General features: G+C 69.3%; 18 protein-coding genes. 15 read left to right on the top strand and 3 right to left on the bottom strand.

Annotation, left to right across the window (positions count from 1 at the left end; genetic code table 11):
- The first annotated feature begins 203 nt into the window (after window positions 1–203).
- Together mgtE and nrdF are read left to right on the top strand one after the other, a co-directional pair.
- Window positions 204–1,592 (top strand): magnesium transporter, encoded by a 1,389-nt coding sequence (mgtE, locus tag ABZ382_RS30950; RefSeq protein ID WP_357096308.1) that lies wholly within the window; start codon window positions 204–206, stop codon window positions 1,590–1,592.
- A gap of 244 nt (window positions 1,593–1,836) precedes the next feature.
- On the top strand, window positions 1,837–2,799 hold the full coding sequence (nrdF, locus tag ABZ382_RS30945) for a class 1b ribonucleoside-diphosphate reductase subunit beta (protein WP_357096305.1): 963 nt from the start codon (window positions 1,837–1,839) through the stop codon (window positions 2,797–2,799).
- Window positions 2,800–3,055: 256 nt separating this feature from the next.
- Here the strand turns inward: nrdF and ABZ382_RS30940 are convergent, their stop codons facing one another.
- Window positions 3,056–4,099, bottom strand: a complete 1,044-nt coding sequence (locus tag ABZ382_RS30940; protein WP_357096302.1) for an ABC transporter substrate-binding protein — start codon at window positions 4,097–4,099, stop codon at window positions 3,056–3,058.
- 281 nt (window positions 4,100–4,380) lie between these two features.
- Between ABZ382_RS30940 and ctaD the strand changes: the two genes are divergently transcribed.
- The 9 genes from ctaD to ABZ382_RS30895 all read left to right on the top strand — a co-directional run bounded on the left by ctaD (window position 4,381) and on the right by ABZ382_RS30895 (window position 12,659).
- Window positions 4,381–6,117: a cytochrome c oxidase subunit I gene (ctaD, locus tag ABZ382_RS30935; protein ID WP_357096299.1), complete on the top strand. Its 1,737-nt coding sequence runs from the start codon at window positions 4,381–4,383 to the stop codon at window positions 6,115–6,117.
- 133 nt (window positions 6,118–6,250) lie between these two features.
- Window positions 6,251–7,270 carry a nitronate monooxygenase gene (locus tag ABZ382_RS30930; RefSeq protein ID WP_357096297.1) on the top strand — a complete coding sequence of 340 codons (1,020 nt, stop codon included), beginning with the start codon at window positions 6,251–6,253 and terminating at the stop codon, window positions 7,268–7,270.
- 113 nt (window positions 7,271–7,383) lie between these two features.
- The gene (gene serB / locus ABZ382_RS30925) at window positions 7,384–8,613 is read left to right on the top strand and encodes a phosphoserine phosphatase SerB (RefSeq protein WP_357096294.1); all 1,230 of its coding nucleotides are present in this window, start codon (window positions 7,384–7,386) and stop codon (window positions 8,611–8,613) included.
- Between the two features lie 99 nt (window positions 8,614–8,712).
- Window positions 8,713–9,186 (top strand): protease inhibitor I42 family protein, encoded by a 474-nt coding sequence (locus ABZ382_RS30920; RefSeq protein WP_357096291.1) that lies wholly within the window; start codon window positions 8,713–8,715, stop codon window positions 9,184–9,186.
- A 21-nt stretch (window positions 9,187–9,207) separates the two neighbouring features.
- A complete protein-coding gene (locus ABZ382_RS30915; protein ID WP_357096288.1) occupies window positions 9,208–9,951 on the top strand; it encodes a peptidyl-tRNA hydrolase in 744 nt (247 codons plus the stop codon).
- Window positions 9,952–10,098: 147 nt separating this feature from the next.
- Entirely contained in the window at window positions 10,099–10,320 is a 222-nt protein-coding gene (locus tag ABZ382_RS30910) for a hypothetical protein (RefSeq protein ID WP_357096286.1), read from the top strand.
- Between the two features lie 25 nt (window positions 10,321–10,345).
- A complete protein-coding gene (locus ABZ382_RS30905; RefSeq protein WP_357096283.1) occupies window positions 10,346–11,179 on the top strand; it encodes an ABC transporter ATP-binding protein in 834 nt (277 codons plus the stop codon).
- 92 nt (window positions 11,180–11,271) lie between these two features.
- On the top strand, window positions 11,272–11,769 hold the full coding sequence (locus tag ABZ382_RS30900; RefSeq protein WP_357096280.1) for a hypothetical protein: 498 nt from the start codon (window positions 11,272–11,274) through the stop codon (window positions 11,767–11,769).
- Between the two features lie 116 nt (window positions 11,770–11,885).
- On the top strand, window positions 11,886–12,659 hold the full coding sequence (locus ABZ382_RS30895) for an NUDIX hydrolase (protein ID WP_357096404.1): 774 nt from the start codon (window positions 11,886–11,888) through the stop codon (window positions 12,657–12,659).
- Between the two features lie 9 nt (window positions 12,660–12,668).
- Here the strand turns inward: ABZ382_RS30895 and ABZ382_RS30890 are convergent, their stop codons facing one another.
- The gene (locus tag ABZ382_RS30890; RefSeq protein WP_357096277.1) at window positions 12,669–12,947 is read right to left on the bottom strand and encodes a hypothetical protein; all 279 of its coding nucleotides are present in this window, start codon (window positions 12,945–12,947) and stop codon (window positions 12,669–12,671) included.
- A 75-nt stretch (window positions 12,948–13,022) separates the two neighbouring features.
- On the opposite strand from ABZ382_RS30890, the gene ABZ382_RS30885 reads away from it, so the two are divergent.
- From ABZ382_RS30885 to ABZ382_RS30875, 3 genes are read left to right on the top strand one after another with little or no spacing between them, the layout of a single operon-like run.
- Complete coding sequence (locus ABZ382_RS30885) at window positions 13,023–13,802, top strand: enoyl-CoA hydratase-related protein (protein ID WP_357096274.1); 780 nt, start codon at window positions 13,023–13,025, stop codon at window positions 13,800–13,802.
- A 35-nt stretch (window positions 13,803–13,837) separates the two neighbouring features.
- Window positions 13,838–14,815, top strand: coding sequence for a class I SAM-dependent methyltransferase (locus tag ABZ382_RS30880; RefSeq protein ID WP_357096273.1), 978 nt, complete (start codon window positions 13,838–13,840; stop codon window positions 14,813–14,815).
- Between the two features lie 19 nt (window positions 14,816–14,834).
- Window positions 14,835–15,995 carry a class I SAM-dependent methyltransferase gene (locus tag ABZ382_RS30875; protein WP_357096270.1) on the top strand — a complete coding sequence of 387 codons (1,161 nt, stop codon included), beginning with the start codon at window positions 14,835–14,837 and terminating at the stop codon, window positions 15,993–15,995.
- A 4-nt stretch (window positions 15,996–15,999) separates the two neighbouring features.
- Here the strand turns inward: ABZ382_RS30875 and ABZ382_RS30870 are convergent, their stop codons facing one another.
- Complete coding sequence (locus ABZ382_RS30870) at window positions 16,000–16,398, bottom strand: PPOX class F420-dependent oxidoreductase (protein WP_357096267.1); 399 nt, start codon at window positions 16,396–16,398, stop codon at window positions 16,000–16,002.
- 119 nt (window positions 16,399–16,517) lie between these two features.
- Here ABZ382_RS30870 and ABZ382_RS30865 point away from each other — a divergent pair, with 119 nt between their 5' ends.
- Window positions 16,518–16,952, top strand: a complete 435-nt coding sequence (locus ABZ382_RS30865) for a MarR family transcriptional regulator (protein WP_357096401.1) — start codon at window positions 16,518–16,520, stop codon at window positions 16,950–16,952.
- The last annotated feature ends 3 nt before the right edge of the window (window positions 16,953–16,955 follow it).

Here is a 16,955-nt window from a genome sequence, read left to right as displayed (position 1 = left end):
CTCTGTCGGCGTTCGAGAAGGGGGTGAGGTCCGTGCGCGGTGAACCTCCCAGTCGAAGGCCGCGCGGCATCGCTCTCGGATTCCGTCGATAGAACAGCTTTCTGGCCGATAGAACAGCTTTCTGGCGACGGGTGGGTGCGGTGCCCGCGGTGTGATCCGGTACCCCCGACCACCCTCAACCGCCACCCGGCCGAGGTTTCGCCATGACGCAGACCGAACTGCCCCCTGCCGTGCCCACGGTCGCCGCCGACCTCCCTGCCCCCGAACGGGATTCGCTGCGCGACATCGTCGACTGCCACCACCTGACGCCCGCCGTGGAATGGCTCGACAACCATCCGCCGCACGTCATCGCCGACGAGCTGGCCCGCATGGACGCCGTCACCGCGGTCATGTCCTTCCGGCTGCTCGACAAGGACCGCGCGCTGGCGGTGTTCGAGGAGCTCGAACCGGTGGACCAGCAGCAGATCCTGGCCGGACTGCGCGATCAGAGCTTCCGCGACCTGGTCGAGGGCATGGATCCCGACGACCGCGCCCGCATGCTGCGCGAGGTCCCCGCCAAGGTGGCCAAGCGGGTGCTGGCCGGGCTCAGCCCGCACGAACGGCGCATGACCGCCGGGCTGCTCGGCTACCCGGAGGGCTCCGTCGGGTTCTACATGACCCCGGAAGTCGTTGCGCTGCCGCGGAATCTGCCCGTCGGTGAGGCGCTGCACATGGTGCGCGCCAAGGGGGCGACCGCCGAGACGGTGTACACGCTGCCCGTGGTGGATTCGGGCCGCCGGCTGATCGGCGTGGTCGAACTGCGCGACCTGGTGCTCGGCTCGCCCGACACCATGATCGCCGAACTCATTGCGTCCGAACCGGTCTCGGCGCGCGCCACCGGCTCCGCGGAGAAGGCGGCCCGGCTCATGCAGGGCGCCAACCTGATCAACCTGCCGGTGGTCGACAGCGAGGACCGACTGGTCGGGCTGCTCACCATCGACGACGCCGTCGAGGTCATCGAGGCCGCCGACTCCGAGGACATGGCGCGGCAGGCCGGAACCTCCCCGTGGTCGGGCCACTACATGGCCGCGGGCGTGTTCCAGCTGGCCCGCTACCGGGCGCTGTGGCTGATGCTGCTGCTGGTCGCGGCGACCCTCACGGTCACCGTCACCAACTTCTTCGAGCCCACTCTCGAGCAGGCCGCGCACCTGGCGCTGTTCATCCCCCTGCTCATCGGCTCGGGCGGCAACGCGGGCGCGCAGGCGGCCACCACCTGCGTGCGCGCGCTCGCGGTCGGCGAGGTGCGGGTCTCGGATCTGCTCGCGGTGATCTGGCGCGAATGCCGGGTCGGGCTGCTGCTGGGCTGCATGCTGGCCGCCATCGGCATGGTGATCGGCACGCTGTTCGTGGGGCTGAAGATCGCGGTGGTGGTCGGCATCGCGCTGGTGATCATCTGCGGGTGGGCGGCGACCATCGGCGGCACCATGCCGCTGCTGGCCAAGAAACTGCGCATCGACCCGGCCGTCATCTCCGCGCCCATGGTGACCACGCTGGTCGACGCCACCGGTCTGGTCATCTACTTCACCACCGCGAAGGTGGTACTCGGCATCTGATCGGCAAACCCGGGGTGGGTCCGCAGGGCCCTACCCCGGTGCGCTGTGACGGATTGCACCGCTGTAATTTTCTGCCGTTGGTGACGTGCTTGCCCATCTCCGTTTCGGATTCTCGCAGGACAACGCGAGGGATACGTGAAGACACAACCTATTGTGCTGCGCGGGGATGTCACCTACCAGTAGTAGTGTTCATGGCAAGGGAATTCGCAGGGTCCGGAAGCTGAGAAGGGTGTGTGAGCGGGGCGTGAAGCTCATCGATCGAGTTAGTGCGATCAACTGGAACCGCGTGCAGGACGAGAAGGACTCGGAGGTCTGGGATCGACTCACCGGCAACTTCTGGTTGCCGGAAAAGGTCCCGGTGTCCAACGACATCCCGTCGTGGAACACGCTGACCGCCAATGAGAAGCAACTCACCATGCGGGTGTTCACCGGTCTGACCCTGCTCGACACCATCCAGGGCACGGTCGGCGCGGTCAGCCTCATCCCCGACGCGATCACCCCGCACGAGGAGGCGGTGCTCACCAACATCGCGTTCATGGAGTCGGTGCACGCCAAGAGCTACAGCTCGATCTTCTCCACGCTGTGCTCCACCCGGGAGATCGACGAGGCCTTCCGCTGGTCCGAGGAGAACCGGAACCTGCAGCGCAAGGCCGAGATCGTGCTCGAGTACTACAACGGCGAGGACCCGCTCAAGCGCAAGGTGGCCTCCACGCTGCTGGAGTCCTTCCTGTTCTACTCCGGCTTCTACCTGCCCATGCACTGGTCCTCGCGGGCCAAGCTGACCAACACCGCCGACATGATCCGCCTGATCATCCGCGACGAGGCCGTGCACGGCTACTACATCGGCTACAAGTACCAGAAGGGCCTGGAGCTGATCTCCGAGGCCGAGCGCGAGGAGCTCAAGGCCTACACCTTCGAGCTGCTCTTCGAGCTCTACGAGAACGAGGTCGAGTACACCCAGGACCTCTACGACGAGGTCGGCCTGACCGAGGACGTCAAGAAGTTCCTGCGCTACAACGCCAACAAGGCGCTGATGAACCTCGGCTACGAGGGCCTGTTCCCCAAGGACGAGTGCGAGGTCAACCCCGCCATCCTCTCGGCCCTGTCCCCGAACGCCGACGAGAACCACGACTTCTTCTCCGGCTCGGGCTCCAGCTACGTCATCGGCAAGGCCGTCAACACCGAGGACGAGGACTGGGAGTTCTGACGCCCCGCGTCACCCCACCCGCCTGAAAAGCCCACGGCCCCGAGCGAATTCGCTCGGGGCCGTGCGCTGTCGAAGGCCGGGTGCGCGGCCGCTGAAATCACCGCGTTTGTCAGGTGTGTCCGTGGGGAATACCGGTCATCACGAAATGTTCACGATCGGGCTGGTGAACTTCGCGGTCGGTGCTCGGCCGGGTGGCGACTTCCCCACGTCATCGGGCCGAGCGCCGGATCGAATCGGCCCGTGCGGCGTGCGGTGATCAGTCGGCGACGTAGCCGTTGAGGTTGTTGCGGACGTCCTCGAGCAGGGCGCGGGCGGCGGTGATGCCGCTGCCGTGCCAGATGGCGTCGTCGACGGCGAACTCGCGGCGGTCGCTGACCGCGCCGAGCTGTTTCCAGTTGTCGCCCTTCATGATCGACTTGCCGTAGTCGAGGCCGTCCTTGCCGTCGAACATGAGGAAGATCAGGTCGCCCTCGAGCTTTTCGCGGTCGGCCTCGGTGCTCAGCCCGGAGACGTCGAACGAGTCGCCGCGCTGCGCCTGGGGGCGCTGCGCGCCCGCGTCGCCGAGCACCTGGGCGGCGAAGGTGTTGCCGCCCTGCACCTGAATCGTCTTGGGCTCGAAGCGGATCACCGACGCCTGGGTGAGCGCGGCATTGGCGGCGACGCCGGTGTCCCGGGCCGCGGTGCGGTAGTCGCCGAGGGCCTTGGCGCCGGCGGTCTTGCGGTTGAGGCCCTCCGCGAAACCGGTGAAGGCGGCCTGCCAGCCGTGATCGTCGCCGACCAGGACGGTCGGGGCGATGGCCTTCAGGGCGTCGTAGGAGCCGCGGTCGGCGGCGGGGCCGATGATCAGGTCCGGTTTCAGCTCCGCGATCTTCGCCGGATCCGGGCTGTCGACCGTGCCCACCGCCGGGATGGCGGATATCCCGGAGCCCAGATACGACGGCTGCGGCGTCGGCCCGGCGACGGTTGCCGCGCCGACCACCCGCTCCCACAGGCCCAGCGCGCAGGCGGCGTCCAGGGCGGGAGTCGACAGCACCACGATGCGCTTGGCGTCGGCGGGAACCTCCGCGGTGCCCGCGGCATGCGCGACGGACTTGGTGCCCGCGGCCGAGTCGGGGGCCGTCGGCAGCGCGCACGCCTTGGTGGTGTCGCGCTCGATCCCGACCACGCCCGCACCGGCGATATTCGTGGTGGTGCGCACGATCGAGGCGGAGTTGTCATCGGTCTTGGCGCACCCGGCGGCCAGGCCGACGGTCAGCAGCGTCGCCGCCGAGACCAATCCCACACTGCGCAAATGCCGCATAGGGGAAAAGGTGGAGGCGAACGTGTTTCGGGTGGAAGCAGACTCGCGCACCGGCATGCGGGGCAGCCTACAGCCGTGCCCTCCGACTCCCAATCACGACACCGGCGGCCCGACGGATACGACCTCGGCAGAGCCGAAATACGACACAGAGTAGGACCCGGAGCGAGCGCCGATGGGACACGGTTTACGATCTGTCACAGCGCAAGCCACCGTCGTTCGTCATGTTGCCGAACCGGACGCCGGAAGCAGCGTACGAACGATGGCATACCTGTGGAGGTTTCGTGACTGCCGTAGAACCGCGGCCGGCCAGCCTTGTGGAGGCGGAGCGGCCCTATCCTCAAAGGACGGGTCCGAAGGGATCGTTCATCTTCAAGATGGTCACCACGACGGACCCGAAGGTTCTCGGCGTCATGTACCTGGTGACGGCCATCTCCTTCTTCATGGTCGGCGGCATCATGGCGCTGCTCATGCGCGCCGAGCTCGCCCGTCCGGGCATGCAGTTCCTGTCGCCGGAACAGTTCAACCAGCTGTTCACCATGCACGGCACGATCATGCTGCTCTTCTACGCGACCGCGATCGTGTTCGGCTTCGCCAACATCATCCTGCCGCTGCAGATCGGCGCCCCTGACGTCGCCTTCCCGCGTCTGAACGCGTTCAGCTACTGGCTGTACCTGTTCGGCGGCTCGATGGCGACCGCCGGCTTCATCACCCCCGGCGGCGCGGCGGACTTCGGCTGGACCGCGTACACCCCGCTGTCGGACATCGTCCACTCGCCCGGCGTCGGCGCCGACCTGTGGATCCTGGGTCTGGCCGTCTCCGGTCTGGGCACCATCCTCGGTGGCGTCAACATGCTCACCACCGTGGTCTGCCTGCGCTGCCCGGGTATGACCATGTTCCGGATGCCGATCTTCACCTGGAACATCGCCGTCACCTCGGTGCTGGTGCTGCTGGCCTTCCCGCTGCTCACCGCGGCCCTGTTCGGCCTGGCCTACGACCGCCACCTGGGCGGCCACATCTACGACCCGGCCAATGGCGGCGTGCTGCTCTACCAGCACCTGTTCTGGTACTTCGGCCACCCCGAGGTGTACATCATCGCGCTGCCGTTCTTCGGCATCGTCTCGGAGATCTACCCGGTCTTCTCGCGCAAGCCGATCTTCGGTTACACCACCCTGGTCTACGCGACCCTGGGTATCGCGGCCCTGTCCATCGCCGTGTGGGCGCACCACATGTACGCGACCGGCGCGGTGCTGCTGCCGTACTTCTCGTTCATGACGTTCCTCATCGCGGTCCCGACCGGTGTGAAGTTCTTCAACTGGATCGGCACCATGTGGCGCGGTCAGCTCACCTTCGAGACGCCGATGCTCTGGTCGGTCGGCTTCCTGGTGACCTTCCTCTTCGGTGGTCTGTCGGGCGTCATCCTGGCCTCGCCGCCGCTGGACTTCCACGTGTCGGACACCTACTTCGTGGTGGCGCACTTCCACTACGTGCTCTTCGGCACCATCGTGTTCGCCACCTTCGCGGGCATCTACTTCTGGTTCCCGAAGATGACCGGCCGCATGATGGACGAGCGTCTGGGCAAGTGGCACTTCTGGGCCACCTTCGTCGGCTTCCACACCACGTTCCTGGTGCAGCACTGGCTGGGCAACATGGGTATGCCGCGTCGGTACGCCGACTACCTGCCGAGCGACGGCTTCACCACCCTGAACACCATCTCCACGATCGGTGCCTTCATCCTGGGTTCGTCGATGCTGCCGTTCATCTGGAACGTCTTCAAGTCCTACCGCTACGGCGAGGTCGTGACCGTCGACGACCCGTGGGGCTACGGCAACTCCCTGGAGTGGGCGACCTCCTGCCCGCCGCCGCGGCACAACTTCTACGAGCTGCCGCGCATCCGCTCCGAGCGTCCCGCGTTCGAGCTGCACTACCCGCACATGGTCGAGCGCATGCGCGCCGAGGCCCACGTGGGCTGGGGCTCCAAGTCCCACAACGTGCACGAGCTGGAGAAGGCGTCGCACTAGTCGCCTGACACCTGAATCACCGAAGCGGCGCCCGTCTTTCGACGGGTGCCGCTTCGCGTTGCGGGGAGGACGACTCCGGGTGGGGATCGGGGGCGGCCGGACCGTCGTGGCGGCGAGGCGCTTTCATGGAGTGATGACCGAGAATGCGGGACCGCGTACCGACTGGTCGGACGCGATGGGATTGCGGCTGCCGATCGTCAACGCCCCGATGGGCGGGGTCGCCGGGGGCCGGCTGGCCGTCGCGGTCGCGGCCGCCGGGGGACTGGGCATGATCGGCATGGGCAGCGCGGGCTCGGTCGAGGCGCTCGAACGCGAGCTCGCCGCGGCCGCCCTCGACCGCGAACTCCCGGCCCTGGAACGCGAACTGACGGGGAGCGAGGAAGCGCCCGCACCCGGCCCGATCGGCATCGGCCTGGTCGACTGGGTGACGGCCGCGCGGCCGGGCCTGTTCGACCTCGCCCTCACCGCGAAACCCGCCCTGCTGTCGGTGAGCTTCGGGACCGACCTGTCCTGGGCCGCCCGCGCCCGCGAGGCCGGAATCCGGACGGCGACACAGGTTTACACGGTCGAGGACGCCCGCCGCGCCCACGACGCCGGGATCGACGTGCTGGTCGCGCGCGGTCTCGAGGGCGGCGGCCACGGCGCGCCCGAGCTCGCCACGCTGCCGCTGCTGGAAGCCGTGCTGGACGCCGTGCCGGGCCCGGTGCTGGCCGCCGGTGGCATCGGCTCGGCCCGCGGATTGGCCGCCGTGCTCGCGGCCGGGGCCGCGGGCGCCTGGCTGGGTACCGCCCTGGCGGCCGCGGAGGAATCGCTGCTCGCCCCCGGCGGCCGTCGCGCGCTGCTCGCCGCGCGGGGCACCGACACCATCGTCACCCGGGTCTTCGATGTCGGCATGGAACTGCCGTGGCCGCAGCGGTTTCCGGCCCGGGTGCTGCGCAACGACTTCACCGCGAGCTGGCACGACCGGGTCGATGAGCTGTCCGGCACGGCGGCCACTGCCGCAACCGCACGGGCGGCGCTCGGCGCGGCCGTCGCCGCGGACGATCCCCGCCTCGCTCCGGTCGACGCCGGGCAGGGCGTCGGCCTGGTCACCGCCGTGCGCCCGGTCGCCGACATCCTGACCGAACTGTGCTCGGGTCCCGCGACGGCGTGATGCCCGCCACCGTGGGCGGCGGGCGGCGCACTCCTCGCCGTGCCGACCTGACAGAATGAGCTGCCGCCGCATGTCGGGCGGGCCACGCAGTGCCAGGGACAAGGAGTCATCGATTGAGCGCGTCTGACACGACGGTTCTGGTTACGGTCACCGGACCCGACAAGCCGGGCGTCACGTCGGTGCTACTCGCCGCGCTGGCCAACAACGGGGTCAGCCTGCTGGACGTGGAGCAGGTCGTCATCCGGGGCCGCCTCACCCTGGGCGTGCTGGTGTCGTGTCCCACCGATCCCGAGTCGCTGCAGGACCAGCTCGAGGACGCCATGGCGTCGATCGGCATGGACGTGGCCGTGGAGATCGGGGCCAGCGCCGTGTCGGGCGCCAAGCTGTCCACCCACGCGGTCGTGGTGCTGGGTTCGCCGGTCACCGCCCGCGCCTTCAGCGCCATCGCGCGCAAGCTGGCCGCACAGGGCGTCAATATCGACTCCATCCGCGGCATCGCCGACTACCCGGTCACCGGTCTGGAACTGCTGGTGACCGTGCCCGCCGCCGACGCGGACACCGAGACCGAGCTGCGCACCGCGCTGTCGGCGGTGGCCGCCAAGGAGAGCGTGGACGTCGCGGTCGAGAAGGCCGGTCTGGCGCGACGGGCCAAGCGGCTCATCGTGTTCGACGTGGACTCCACCCTGATCCAGGGCGAGGTCATCGAGATGCTGGCCGCGCACGCCGGTGTCGAGGACGAGGTCCGCGCGGTCACCGAGGCCGCCATGCGCGGCGAGATCGACTTCTCCGAATCGCTGCGCCAGCGCGTGGCCACCCTGGCCGGGCTGGACGCCTCGGTCATCGACGAGGTCGCCGAGCGCATCGAACTCACCCCCGGCGCCCGCACCACCATTCGCACCCTGCGCCGCCTGGGCTTCCGCTGCGGTGTGGTGTCCGGCGGCTTCCGCCAGGTCATCGAGCCGCTCGCGCACGAACTGGAACTGGACTTCGTGCAGGCCAACACCCTCGAGATCCGGGACGGCAAGCTGACCGGCGCGGTCACCGGCGAGATCGTGGACCGGGCCGCGAAAGCCGTTGCGCTGCGCCGGTTCGCGGCCGAGACCGGCGTGGCCATGGAGCAGACCGTCGCGGTCGGCGACGGCGCCAACGACATCGACATGCTCAATGCCGCGGGTCTGGGTATCGCGTTCAACGCCAAGCCCGCGCTGCGCGAGGTCGCCGACGCCGCGCTGTCGCATCCGTTCCTGGACGCGGTGCTGTTCATCCTGGGCGTCACCCGCGACGAGGTCGAGGCCGCCGACGCCCGCGACGGCGGTATCCGCCGGGTGCCGCTGCCGCAGTAAGCCGTGCGGTAGCCGCAACGCGTCCAATTCGCTTGCGCCACCCTGAGCTCCGCTCTCGGTACCGTGGTCGGAAGCCCGGCGATGACCGAAGGAGTCCGAGTGCGTGTGCGTATGCCGCTGGTGATGGTGATGGCCGGCCTCGCGCTGGCCGCTTGCGGCACCACCGATCCGAACGAGGCGCGACCGATCTCGGCGACGAGTGTCGCGGGCAGCACCGCCGTGCAGGCGACGCCCGCCGATCGCGCGGCCGAGCGGATCGGTGCGGACTCCGACGGCAAGGACGTGAGTCTGGCCGTGGGGCAGGGCCTGGTCGTCACCCTCGAGGCGAATCCGACCACCGGATTCGGCTGGCAGCTGGGTGCGCTGGACCAGAACGTGGTGAAGCAGAACGGTTCACCCGAGTACGAGCAGGACACCGACCCGGACGGCAAGGTCGGTGTCGGTGGCAGGTCGGTGCTGAATTTCGTGGCCGTGGCCCCCGGCTCGACCACGCTGAGCCTGGCGTACATGCGGGCCTGGGAGCAGGGCGTCGAGCCCGCCAAGCGGTTCACCGTGAACCTGACGGTGCGTTAGAACGTCGTTGTAGGAGTGGTTGTGTCGAGCGTTGGATCCACCGTCGATGCCGGTTTCGAGGCCAGGCACGCGGAACTGGCCCGGGGCTACGGCGGCGGGGGCGATCCCGCCGACCCGGCTCTGGTCCAGGCCATGCAGATGGTGTTGCACATTCCGAAGAATGATCCGCCCGCGCGGTCGGCGCTGCTGGCGGCCGCCGCCTCGGCGGTGGTCGCGGTGTGCCTGGACGAGCGGGTCGGGCCGGACGGGGAGTGGGAGGAGCGCTATCTGACCTGGAAGCGCTCGCGCATCCGGAAGGTGGCGCGGCGGGCCCGTGGGGCGCAGTGGCTGGCGGCGCAGGAAGTCGACGGTGTCACAGTCGATTTCGGCGGCGCGCAGGCGCGGGCGCTGGTGCCGGGTCCGGTGGGGGAGGTGGATCCTCGGATCCGCCGGCTCCAGATCAGCGGAACCGAGCTGCCCGAGGAGACGGACATCGCGATCGATCCGGAATGTCCGGTGCTATGGGTGGACGCGGAATTGGGTATGACTGTGGGGAAGGCAGCGGCACAGGTAGGGCATGCCAGCATGTTGCTGGCAGGCGCCTTACCGGTGCGGCAAGCGTATGCGTGGGCCGCCACCGGGTTTCGGTGCGCCGTCGCGGAGGCCGATCCGGGCCACTGGGCGGAATTGCGACGGCGGGTGGCCCGGGGCGACGCGGTGGCGGTGCGCGACGCCGGGTTCACGGAGGTGGCCCCGGGGTCGATGACCGTGATCGCGGTGCCGTAGGTCGGAGGGCACGGAGGCGACGGCGCGAATGGCGCACTAGCGAAACCGAATGGTTGGCGTGCTGACCCATATGGGCAGGGCGTATCGACTTCCCCGACCGGGTGGTCCAGGATCGATTCACGAGTTTCCTCGAAAGGAAACCACGAAATGACAACATTGCTGGTTGTTCTCATCGTGTGGACGGTGCTCTCGATCCCGGTGGCACTGATCCTGGCACGGATGTTCCGCTCCACGAGCGCCGATGCGCGGGGCCGGGGAATGCGGCGCCCGGAGTGCGATCCATCGGAATTCGATACGCCCGCCCATGAAATCGCTTATCGTCCCCGCACTTCCGGAGAGGACACGCCCCGGATTCAGCCACCACGTTGACGATCGTCCAGGGCGGTGGGCCAAGATGGACCCCGTGCCGCAACCGGATCCCGATCTGCTCATCGATTTCAGCGACGTCACCGTCCGACGTTCCGGACATACCTTGGTGGGTCCGGTCACCTGGCAGGTGGAATTGGACGAACGCTGGGTCGTGCTCGGCCCCAATGGCGCCGGCAAGACCTCACTGCTGCGGATGGCCGCCGCCGAAATGCACCCCACCTCCGGAATCGCCAATCTGCTCGGCGAAACCCTGGGCCGGGTCGATATCAACGAACTACGCCCGCGTATCGGAATTTCCTCCGCCGCCATCGCCAGCCGGGTGCCGATCGACGAGAAGGTCGCCGATCTCGTCGTCTCGGCCGGTTACGCGGTCATGGGCCGCTGGCGCGAGCGCTACGACGACATGGATACCGACCGGGCCATCGACATTCTGGAAAGCCTGGGCGCGGAACACCTTTCCGACCGCACCTACGGCACCCTCTCCGAGGGCGAGCGCAAACGCGTGCTCATCGCCCGCGCGCTCATGACCGACCCGGAACTGCTGTTGCTCGACGAACCGGCCGCCGGACTCGATCTGGGCGGTCGTGAGGAACTGGTCGAGCGCCTCGGCGACCTGGCCGCGGACCCGGACGCCCCCGCCACCGTGCTGGTCACCCACCACGTGGAGGAGATTCCCCCGGGCTTCACCCACGGGCTGCTGCTCAACGAGGGCGCGGTGGTCGCGCAGGGTCTGCTCACCGACGTGCTGACCTCGGAGAACCTGAGCGAGGCGTTCCGGCAGTCGATCCAGCTGGACCGCATCGACGGCCGCTACTTCGCCCGCCGCAGCCAGCGTTTCGGACGCCACCGCAACCGCTGACGTCCTCCCGCGAACCTCGGCGCGCTGCGATTGCGTCCGTCGGCGATGCCGGGCAAACTGTCCGCAACTGCCGCTGACGGAGGGAGCTGGCCGTGGGCCGGACCATCGGTGCCATCGCAGACCGGGCGACCGGTCCCATCGCGTCCCGGGGCACCGGCGCCCTCGCGGTCCTCGCCGTCGCCCTCGCCGCCACCGGCTGCGTCGCCGATCCACCAGCGGCCCAGCAGGTTTCGAAGTCGCATGCCGCCGAGACGCTGGGCAAGGCCGCGGTCCCCGCGGATCTCAACGGCAAGACCGCGCAGCTCACCTATGACGTCGGCTCGGGCGGCACCATCACCTTCGCCGCGGACGGCCGCAGCCTCACCTACACCGCCGCCGACACCGGACGCCGGACAAATACCCCGGTCGCGGTCGCGCCCATCGAGGCGGGCATCTTCCTGGTTACCTGGACCGACGATTCCGGGGCCGTGGTCAGCCAGGTGCAGGACTACCGAACCGGGAAGGTCGAGGGCACCTGGACCCGGCATCCGGACCCCGCCGGGCCGCCCGTGATCGAAACTCGCACCGGATCAGTCCATTTGACCGAGTGAATCGGGGCCGATGTTATTTCGCTCGGGTAAGGGTTATGGTGCGGAATGTGAGCGAGACAGTTGCACAGCCCGGATCCCAGCCCGCCGCGCGCCCGGTCAAGGACGCGTCCACGGTCATGCTGGTGCGCGACGGCGCGCACGGGCCCGAGGTGTTCCTGCAGCGCCGCGTCGGCGGCATGGCCTTCGCGGCCGGGATGACCGTCTTCCCCGGCGGCGGCGTCGACCCCTCCGACGCGTCGGCCGCCCTGGACTGGGCCGGACCCGAAGCCGCCTGGTGGGCCGAGCGATTCGGCATCGACGCGGGCCGCGCCCAGGCGTTGATCTGCGCGGCCGTGCGCGAGACCTTCGAGGAATGCGGCGTGCTGCTGGCCGGTCCGACCGCCGACACCGTGGTCACCGACACCGCCGTCTACGCCGAGGCGCGTGGGCAGCTGGAGCGCCGCGAACTGTCCTTCGCCGAATTCCTCACCCGCGAGAACCTGGTGCTGCGCGCCGACCTGCTGCGCCCGTGGGACAACTGGATCACCCCGGTGATCGAGCCGCGCCGCTACGACACCCGCTTCTTCGTGGCCGTGCTGCCGGAGGGCCAGCTGGCCGACGGCGCCACCTCCGAGGCCGAGGTCGTCACCTGGTGCACGCCCGCCGAGGCCATCAGCCGCTGGCACGAGGGCCTGGACGTGCTGCTGCCACCGACCTGGACCCAGCTCGCGGCGCTCGGCGAATTCGCCTCCACCGCCGAGATTCTCGCCGCCGACCGCACCATCGTCCCGATCATGCCGGTCTACGATCCCGAGGCCGAGGGCCCGGCGCTGGCCTTCCCGGACGCGGACCGCTACTTCGCGGAACTGCCGGAGAACGCCCGCATCCGGGGCTCGCAGCGACCCGAGTAGGCCGGTAGCTCAGTGCTGCGGCGTGGCCGCGGCCCACACCAGGCTCCACAGCATGGCGCTCACCGCGAATCCGAGCGCCGCCGCCGCGGCCACCACGTGGGCCTGGATCCCCACCCCGACCGCGATCGGTAGCCCGACCTGGACCAGTGCCACCACGAATACGCGCAGCCAATACGACGGCGGCTGTTCGGGTTCCGGTTCGGGCGGGCGCTCCGCCGAGCAGAAGGGGCATCGGCTCGCTACGACCGGCAGGGTCGAGTCGCAGCTGGGGCACCACATGTCACGCATAAGAACTCCACGATCGAGCACGCCCGCACGGGCGGAGGGACACCATACCCAGGGCCCGAAGTAGGGTGATCGGCTGTGGCCGAATTCGTGACCGTGGACCGGGGCGTGGCAGAGGGTGTCGCGGTGCTCCGCATCGCCCGCCCCCCGATGAATCTGATCGATCTGCAGGTGGCGCTCGAGGTGGCGGCCGCCGCCGAGGAGATCGCGGCCGACGGGTCGATCGCCGCCGTGGTGGTCTACGGCGACGCGCGGGTGTTCAGCGCGGGCGACGAGATGGCCGAGCTGGCCCGCCTCACCCCGGAGCAGGCACAGGCCATGGTGGCCGACTTCCAGTCGGCGCTGGGCTGCCTGGCCCGGCTGCCGCAGCCGACGGTCGCGGCGATCAGCGGCTACGCGCTGGGCGCGGGGCTGGAACTGGCGCTGGCGGCGGATCGCCGCATCATCGGCGACAACGTGAAACTGGGCCTGCCGCAGATCAAGGCCGGGCTGATCCCGCTGGCGGGCATCCGCCGTCTGAGCCTGCTGATCGGGCCGTCGCACGCCAAGGACCTGGTGTACAGCGGACGCTTCGTGGATCCGAAGGAGGCCGCGGCGCTGGGCCTGGTCGACGAGGTGGTCGCGCCCGACGATGTGTTCGCCGCCGCACTGCGCTGGGCTGGGCAGTTCGTGGGTGGTCCGGGCGCTGCGATCGCGGCCGCGAAACGGGTCTTCGAGGCCGGTACACATGGTCATGATCGGGCCCGCCGCGAGTGGGCTGACCTGTTCGGAACCGAAGATCAGCAGGTTGGAACACGTTCTTATTTGGTCGACGGACCGGATGCGGTCCCGTTCACCGGTCGTTCAGTGGCCCGATAACACCGCTCACCGGGCTATTCATTAGGCTTGCCTGCATGACAGTTGGTCCTGAAGACCCCGCGCCGAACCCGCACGCCACCGAGGCCGAGGTCCAGGCCGCGTATAGCGACAACAAGCTCGCCCAGGTCCTGTATCACGACTGGGAAGCCGAGACCTACGACGACAAGTGGTCGATCTCGTACGACGAGCGCTGCATCGAGTACGCCAAGGGTCGTTTCGACGCCGTCGCGCCCAGCACCGAGCTGCCCTACGAGCGGGCCCTCGAACTCGGCTGCGGCACCGGCTTCTTCCTGCTGAACCTGATGCAGGCGGGCGTGGCCGAGCGCGGCTCGGTCACGGACCTGTCGCCGGGCATGGTCAAGGTCGCCACCCGCAACGGCCAGAACCTGGGCCTCGACGTCGACGGCCGCGTCGCCGACGCCGAGACCATCCCCTACGAGGACGACACCTTCGACCTGGTCGTCGGCCACGCCGTGCTGCACCACATCCCCGATGTGGAACTCGCGCTCAAGGAGTGCCTGCGCGTGCTGAAGCCGGGCGGTCGCTTCGTGTTCGCCGGTGAGCCGACCACCATCGGCAACATCTACGCGCGTCGCCTGGGCCAGGTCACCTGGAAGGTCACCACCACGGTCACCAAGCTGCCGTTCCTGAGCGGCTGGCGTCGCCCGCAGTCCGAGCTCGACGAGTCCTCGCGCGCCGCGGCCCTCGAGGCCGTCGTCGACCTGCACACCTTCGACCCCTCCGACCTGGAGAAGATGGCCCGCAGCGCGGGCGCCGTCGAGGTGCAGGCCAAGACCGAGGAATTCGCCGCCGCCCTCTGGGGCTGGCCGGTCCGCACCTTCGAGGCCGCCGTGCCCGAGGAGAAGCTGACCATCGGCTACCGCATGGCCCAGTACAAGGCGTGGCTGGCGTTCTCCGCCCTCGACGAGAAGGTGCTGCGCCACGTGGTGCCCCGCCAGTTCTTCTACAACGCCATGATCACCGGCGTGAAGCCCGGCGCGTCCGCCAAGTAGGCCGGCTCCGCGAAACCCCGTGGGCTACGCCTTCACTCGCGACGACATCGCCTACCTCTCCAGTGCCGCCGGCGCGGCGGCCCTGGCCGAGGTGGGCGATTTCGCGCTTTCCTCCGCCTCGCTCCTCAAGGATCTGGAGCGCGTCCGCCGCGGGCACGGCGACCGGGCCGCGGCCCTGATCGAAACCGTCCGCCTGCGCCGCCGGGCGACCGCCAAACTGGCCGCCGCCGGGGACTGGCTGTTCACCGACGACGCCCTCCAGCAGGCGACCCCGTCGGCGGTGGCCGCGCACCGTGCCCGGCGGCTGGCCGGGCGCACCGTGCACGACGTCACCTGCTCGATCGGCGCGGAACTCGCCGCGCTCGCGGCGGTCTGTCCCGCCGTCATCGGCAGCGACCTCGACGACATCCGGCTGGCCATGGCCGCCCACAACGCGGGCGCGCGAAATGTGTTGCTGGCCAAAGCCGACGCGCTGGTTCCGTGCAGCACCGCCGACGTGGTGATCGCCGATCCCGCCCGCCGCGCCGACGGCCGCCGCACCCACGATCCGGCCAAACTCCAGCCGCCACTGCCGGATCTGCTCACCGCCTACTCCGGCCGCGATCTGGCCGTGAAGTGCGCTCCCGGACTGGATTTCGACACCCTGGGCTGGTCGGGCGAGGTCGAGGTCGTCTCCCTCGACGGCGCGGTCCGCGAAGCCTGCCTGTGGTCACCGGGTCTCACCGAACCGGGCGTCACCCGCCGCGCGACGGTGCTGTCCGCGACGGCCGACCCCTGGACCCTCACCGACACCGCCCCCGACGACATCCCCGAACGCGAGCCGGGGGAGTGGATCATCGATCCGGACGGCGCCGTCGTCCGCGCGGGCCTGGTCCGCCACTACGCCGCGAAACACGGCCTGTGGCAACTGGATCCCCGCATCGCCTATCTCACCGGCGACCAGGTTCCCGACGGCGTCCGCGGCTTCCGAGTCCTGGACCGCATGGAATTCCGCGAGAAGCCCCTGCGCGCCGAACTCCACCGCCGCGACTGCGGCCCCCTCGAAATCCTCACCCGCGGCGTCGATATCGACCCCGACGCCCTGCGCGCCCGCATCAAACCCCGCGGGTCGGTGCCGCACTCCCTCGTCGTCACCAGAATCGGCCGCGCCGCAACGGTTTTCCTCTGCGCGACCCCGTAGGGCCTCAGCCCTGATAGGTCGCGTGGGTCGGCCGCATCACCAGGACGACGCGATCGGGGTGGTCGCCCACGGGCTTCTCGTAGGGGAGCCCGTAGCGCTGCGCGAGGACATCGAAGAACTCTCCCCCGGCGTCGGTGTCGATGCGTTCGACGACGCCCCGGATCTCCAGGTAGCGGTACGGGGCCTCGGGATCGTTGATGCTGACCGCCACGTGCGGGTCGCGGGCGGTATTGCGGTGCTTGGCCCGGGTCGTCGTGGTGGTGAAGCGCAGGAACTCCCCGTCCCAGATCTGCCAGATCGGGGTGACCTGCGGGGTGCCGTCGGGATTCAGCGTGGCCAGGTGCGCGAACAGGGGCCGGGTGAGCAGGTCGGTGTACTTCTCGGGAATCACGGTGTGGGACATGCGCACGCCTTTCGAGACGGTAGAGATGACATTGGAATATGAGAGCGAAGATAGATTAGAGCTCTAATGATCGTCAAGGTTCGAACAAGAGGGTGAGCTATCATGCCGGGGTGACGTCGATGCCGGTCGAAGAGCGCCTGGGGACCTATATCAAGCGCGCCGAGCAGGCGCTCATGGGTGCGAAGAACGCCGCCCTCAAGCCCGCGGCCGTGACCATCCCGCAGTACGCGGCCCTCTACGTCCTCAGTGAGAACCCGGGCATCTCCGCCGCCGAACTGGCCCGCCGTTGCGGCGTCACCCCGCCCACCATGAACACGGTGCTCACCAACCTGCGCGAGCGCGGCCTCATCGAGCGCACGCCGCACGAGTGGCATCGCAATGTGCTGGAGACCCGGCTCACCGACGAGGGCCGCAAGGTCATGCGGGCGGCCGACAAACGCGCGGTCCCGGTCGAGCGGGCGCTCGCGGCGGAGTTCACCGCGGCCGAGCGCGCCGCGCTCATCGACCTGCTCGAGCGGGCCGCCGCCGTCCTCGAATCGGTCCGCCCGGACTGATCG

This window comes from Nocardia sp. NPDC005825, assembly GCF_040630175.1.
Taxonomy (GTDB): domain Bacteria; phylum Actinomycetota; class Actinomycetes; order Mycobacteriales; family Mycobacteriaceae; genus Nocardia.
Note: the sequence above shows the minus strand (reverse complement) of the source record. Positions and strands in the feature narration are given on the sequence as shown.

Coding starts and splice junctions, on each gene's coding strand:
- mgtE (WP_357096308.1), top strand. CDS start 204: ATGACGCAGACCGAACTGCCCCCTGCCGTGCCCACGGTCGCCGCCGAC.
- ABZ382_RS30940 (WP_357096302.1), bottom strand. CDS start 4,099: ATGCGGCATTTGCGCAGTGTGGGATTGGTCTCGGCGGCGACGCTGCTG.
- ABZ382_RS30930 (WP_357096297.1), top strand. CDS start 6,251: ATGACCGAGAATGCGGGACCGCGTACCGACTGGTCGGACGCGATGGGA.
- ABZ382_RS30910 (WP_357096286.1), top strand. CDS start 10,099: ATGACAACATTGCTGGTTGTTCTCATCGTGTGGACGGTGCTCTCGATC.
- ABZ382_RS30905 (WP_357096283.1), top strand. CDS start 10,346: ATGGACCCCGTGCCGCAACCGGATCCCGATCTGCTCATCGATTTCAGC.
- ABZ382_RS30895 (WP_357096404.1), top strand. CDS start 11,886: ATGCTGGTGCGCGACGGCGCGCACGGGCCCGAGGTGTTCCTGCAGCGC.
- ABZ382_RS30890 (WP_357096277.1), bottom strand. CDS start 12,947: ATGCGTGACATGTGGTGCCCCAGCTGCGACTCGACCCTGCCGGTCGTA.
- ABZ382_RS30880 (WP_357096273.1), top strand. CDS start 13,838: ATGACAGTTGGTCCTGAAGACCCCGCGCCGAACCCGCACGCCACCGAG.
- ABZ382_RS30870 (WP_357096267.1), bottom strand. CDS start 16,398: ATGTCCCACACCGTGATTCCCGAGAAGTACACCGACCTGCTCACCCGG.
- ABZ382_RS30865 (WP_357096401.1), top strand. CDS start 16,518: ATGCCGGTCGAAGAGCGCCTGGGGACCTATATCAAGCGCGCCGAGCAG.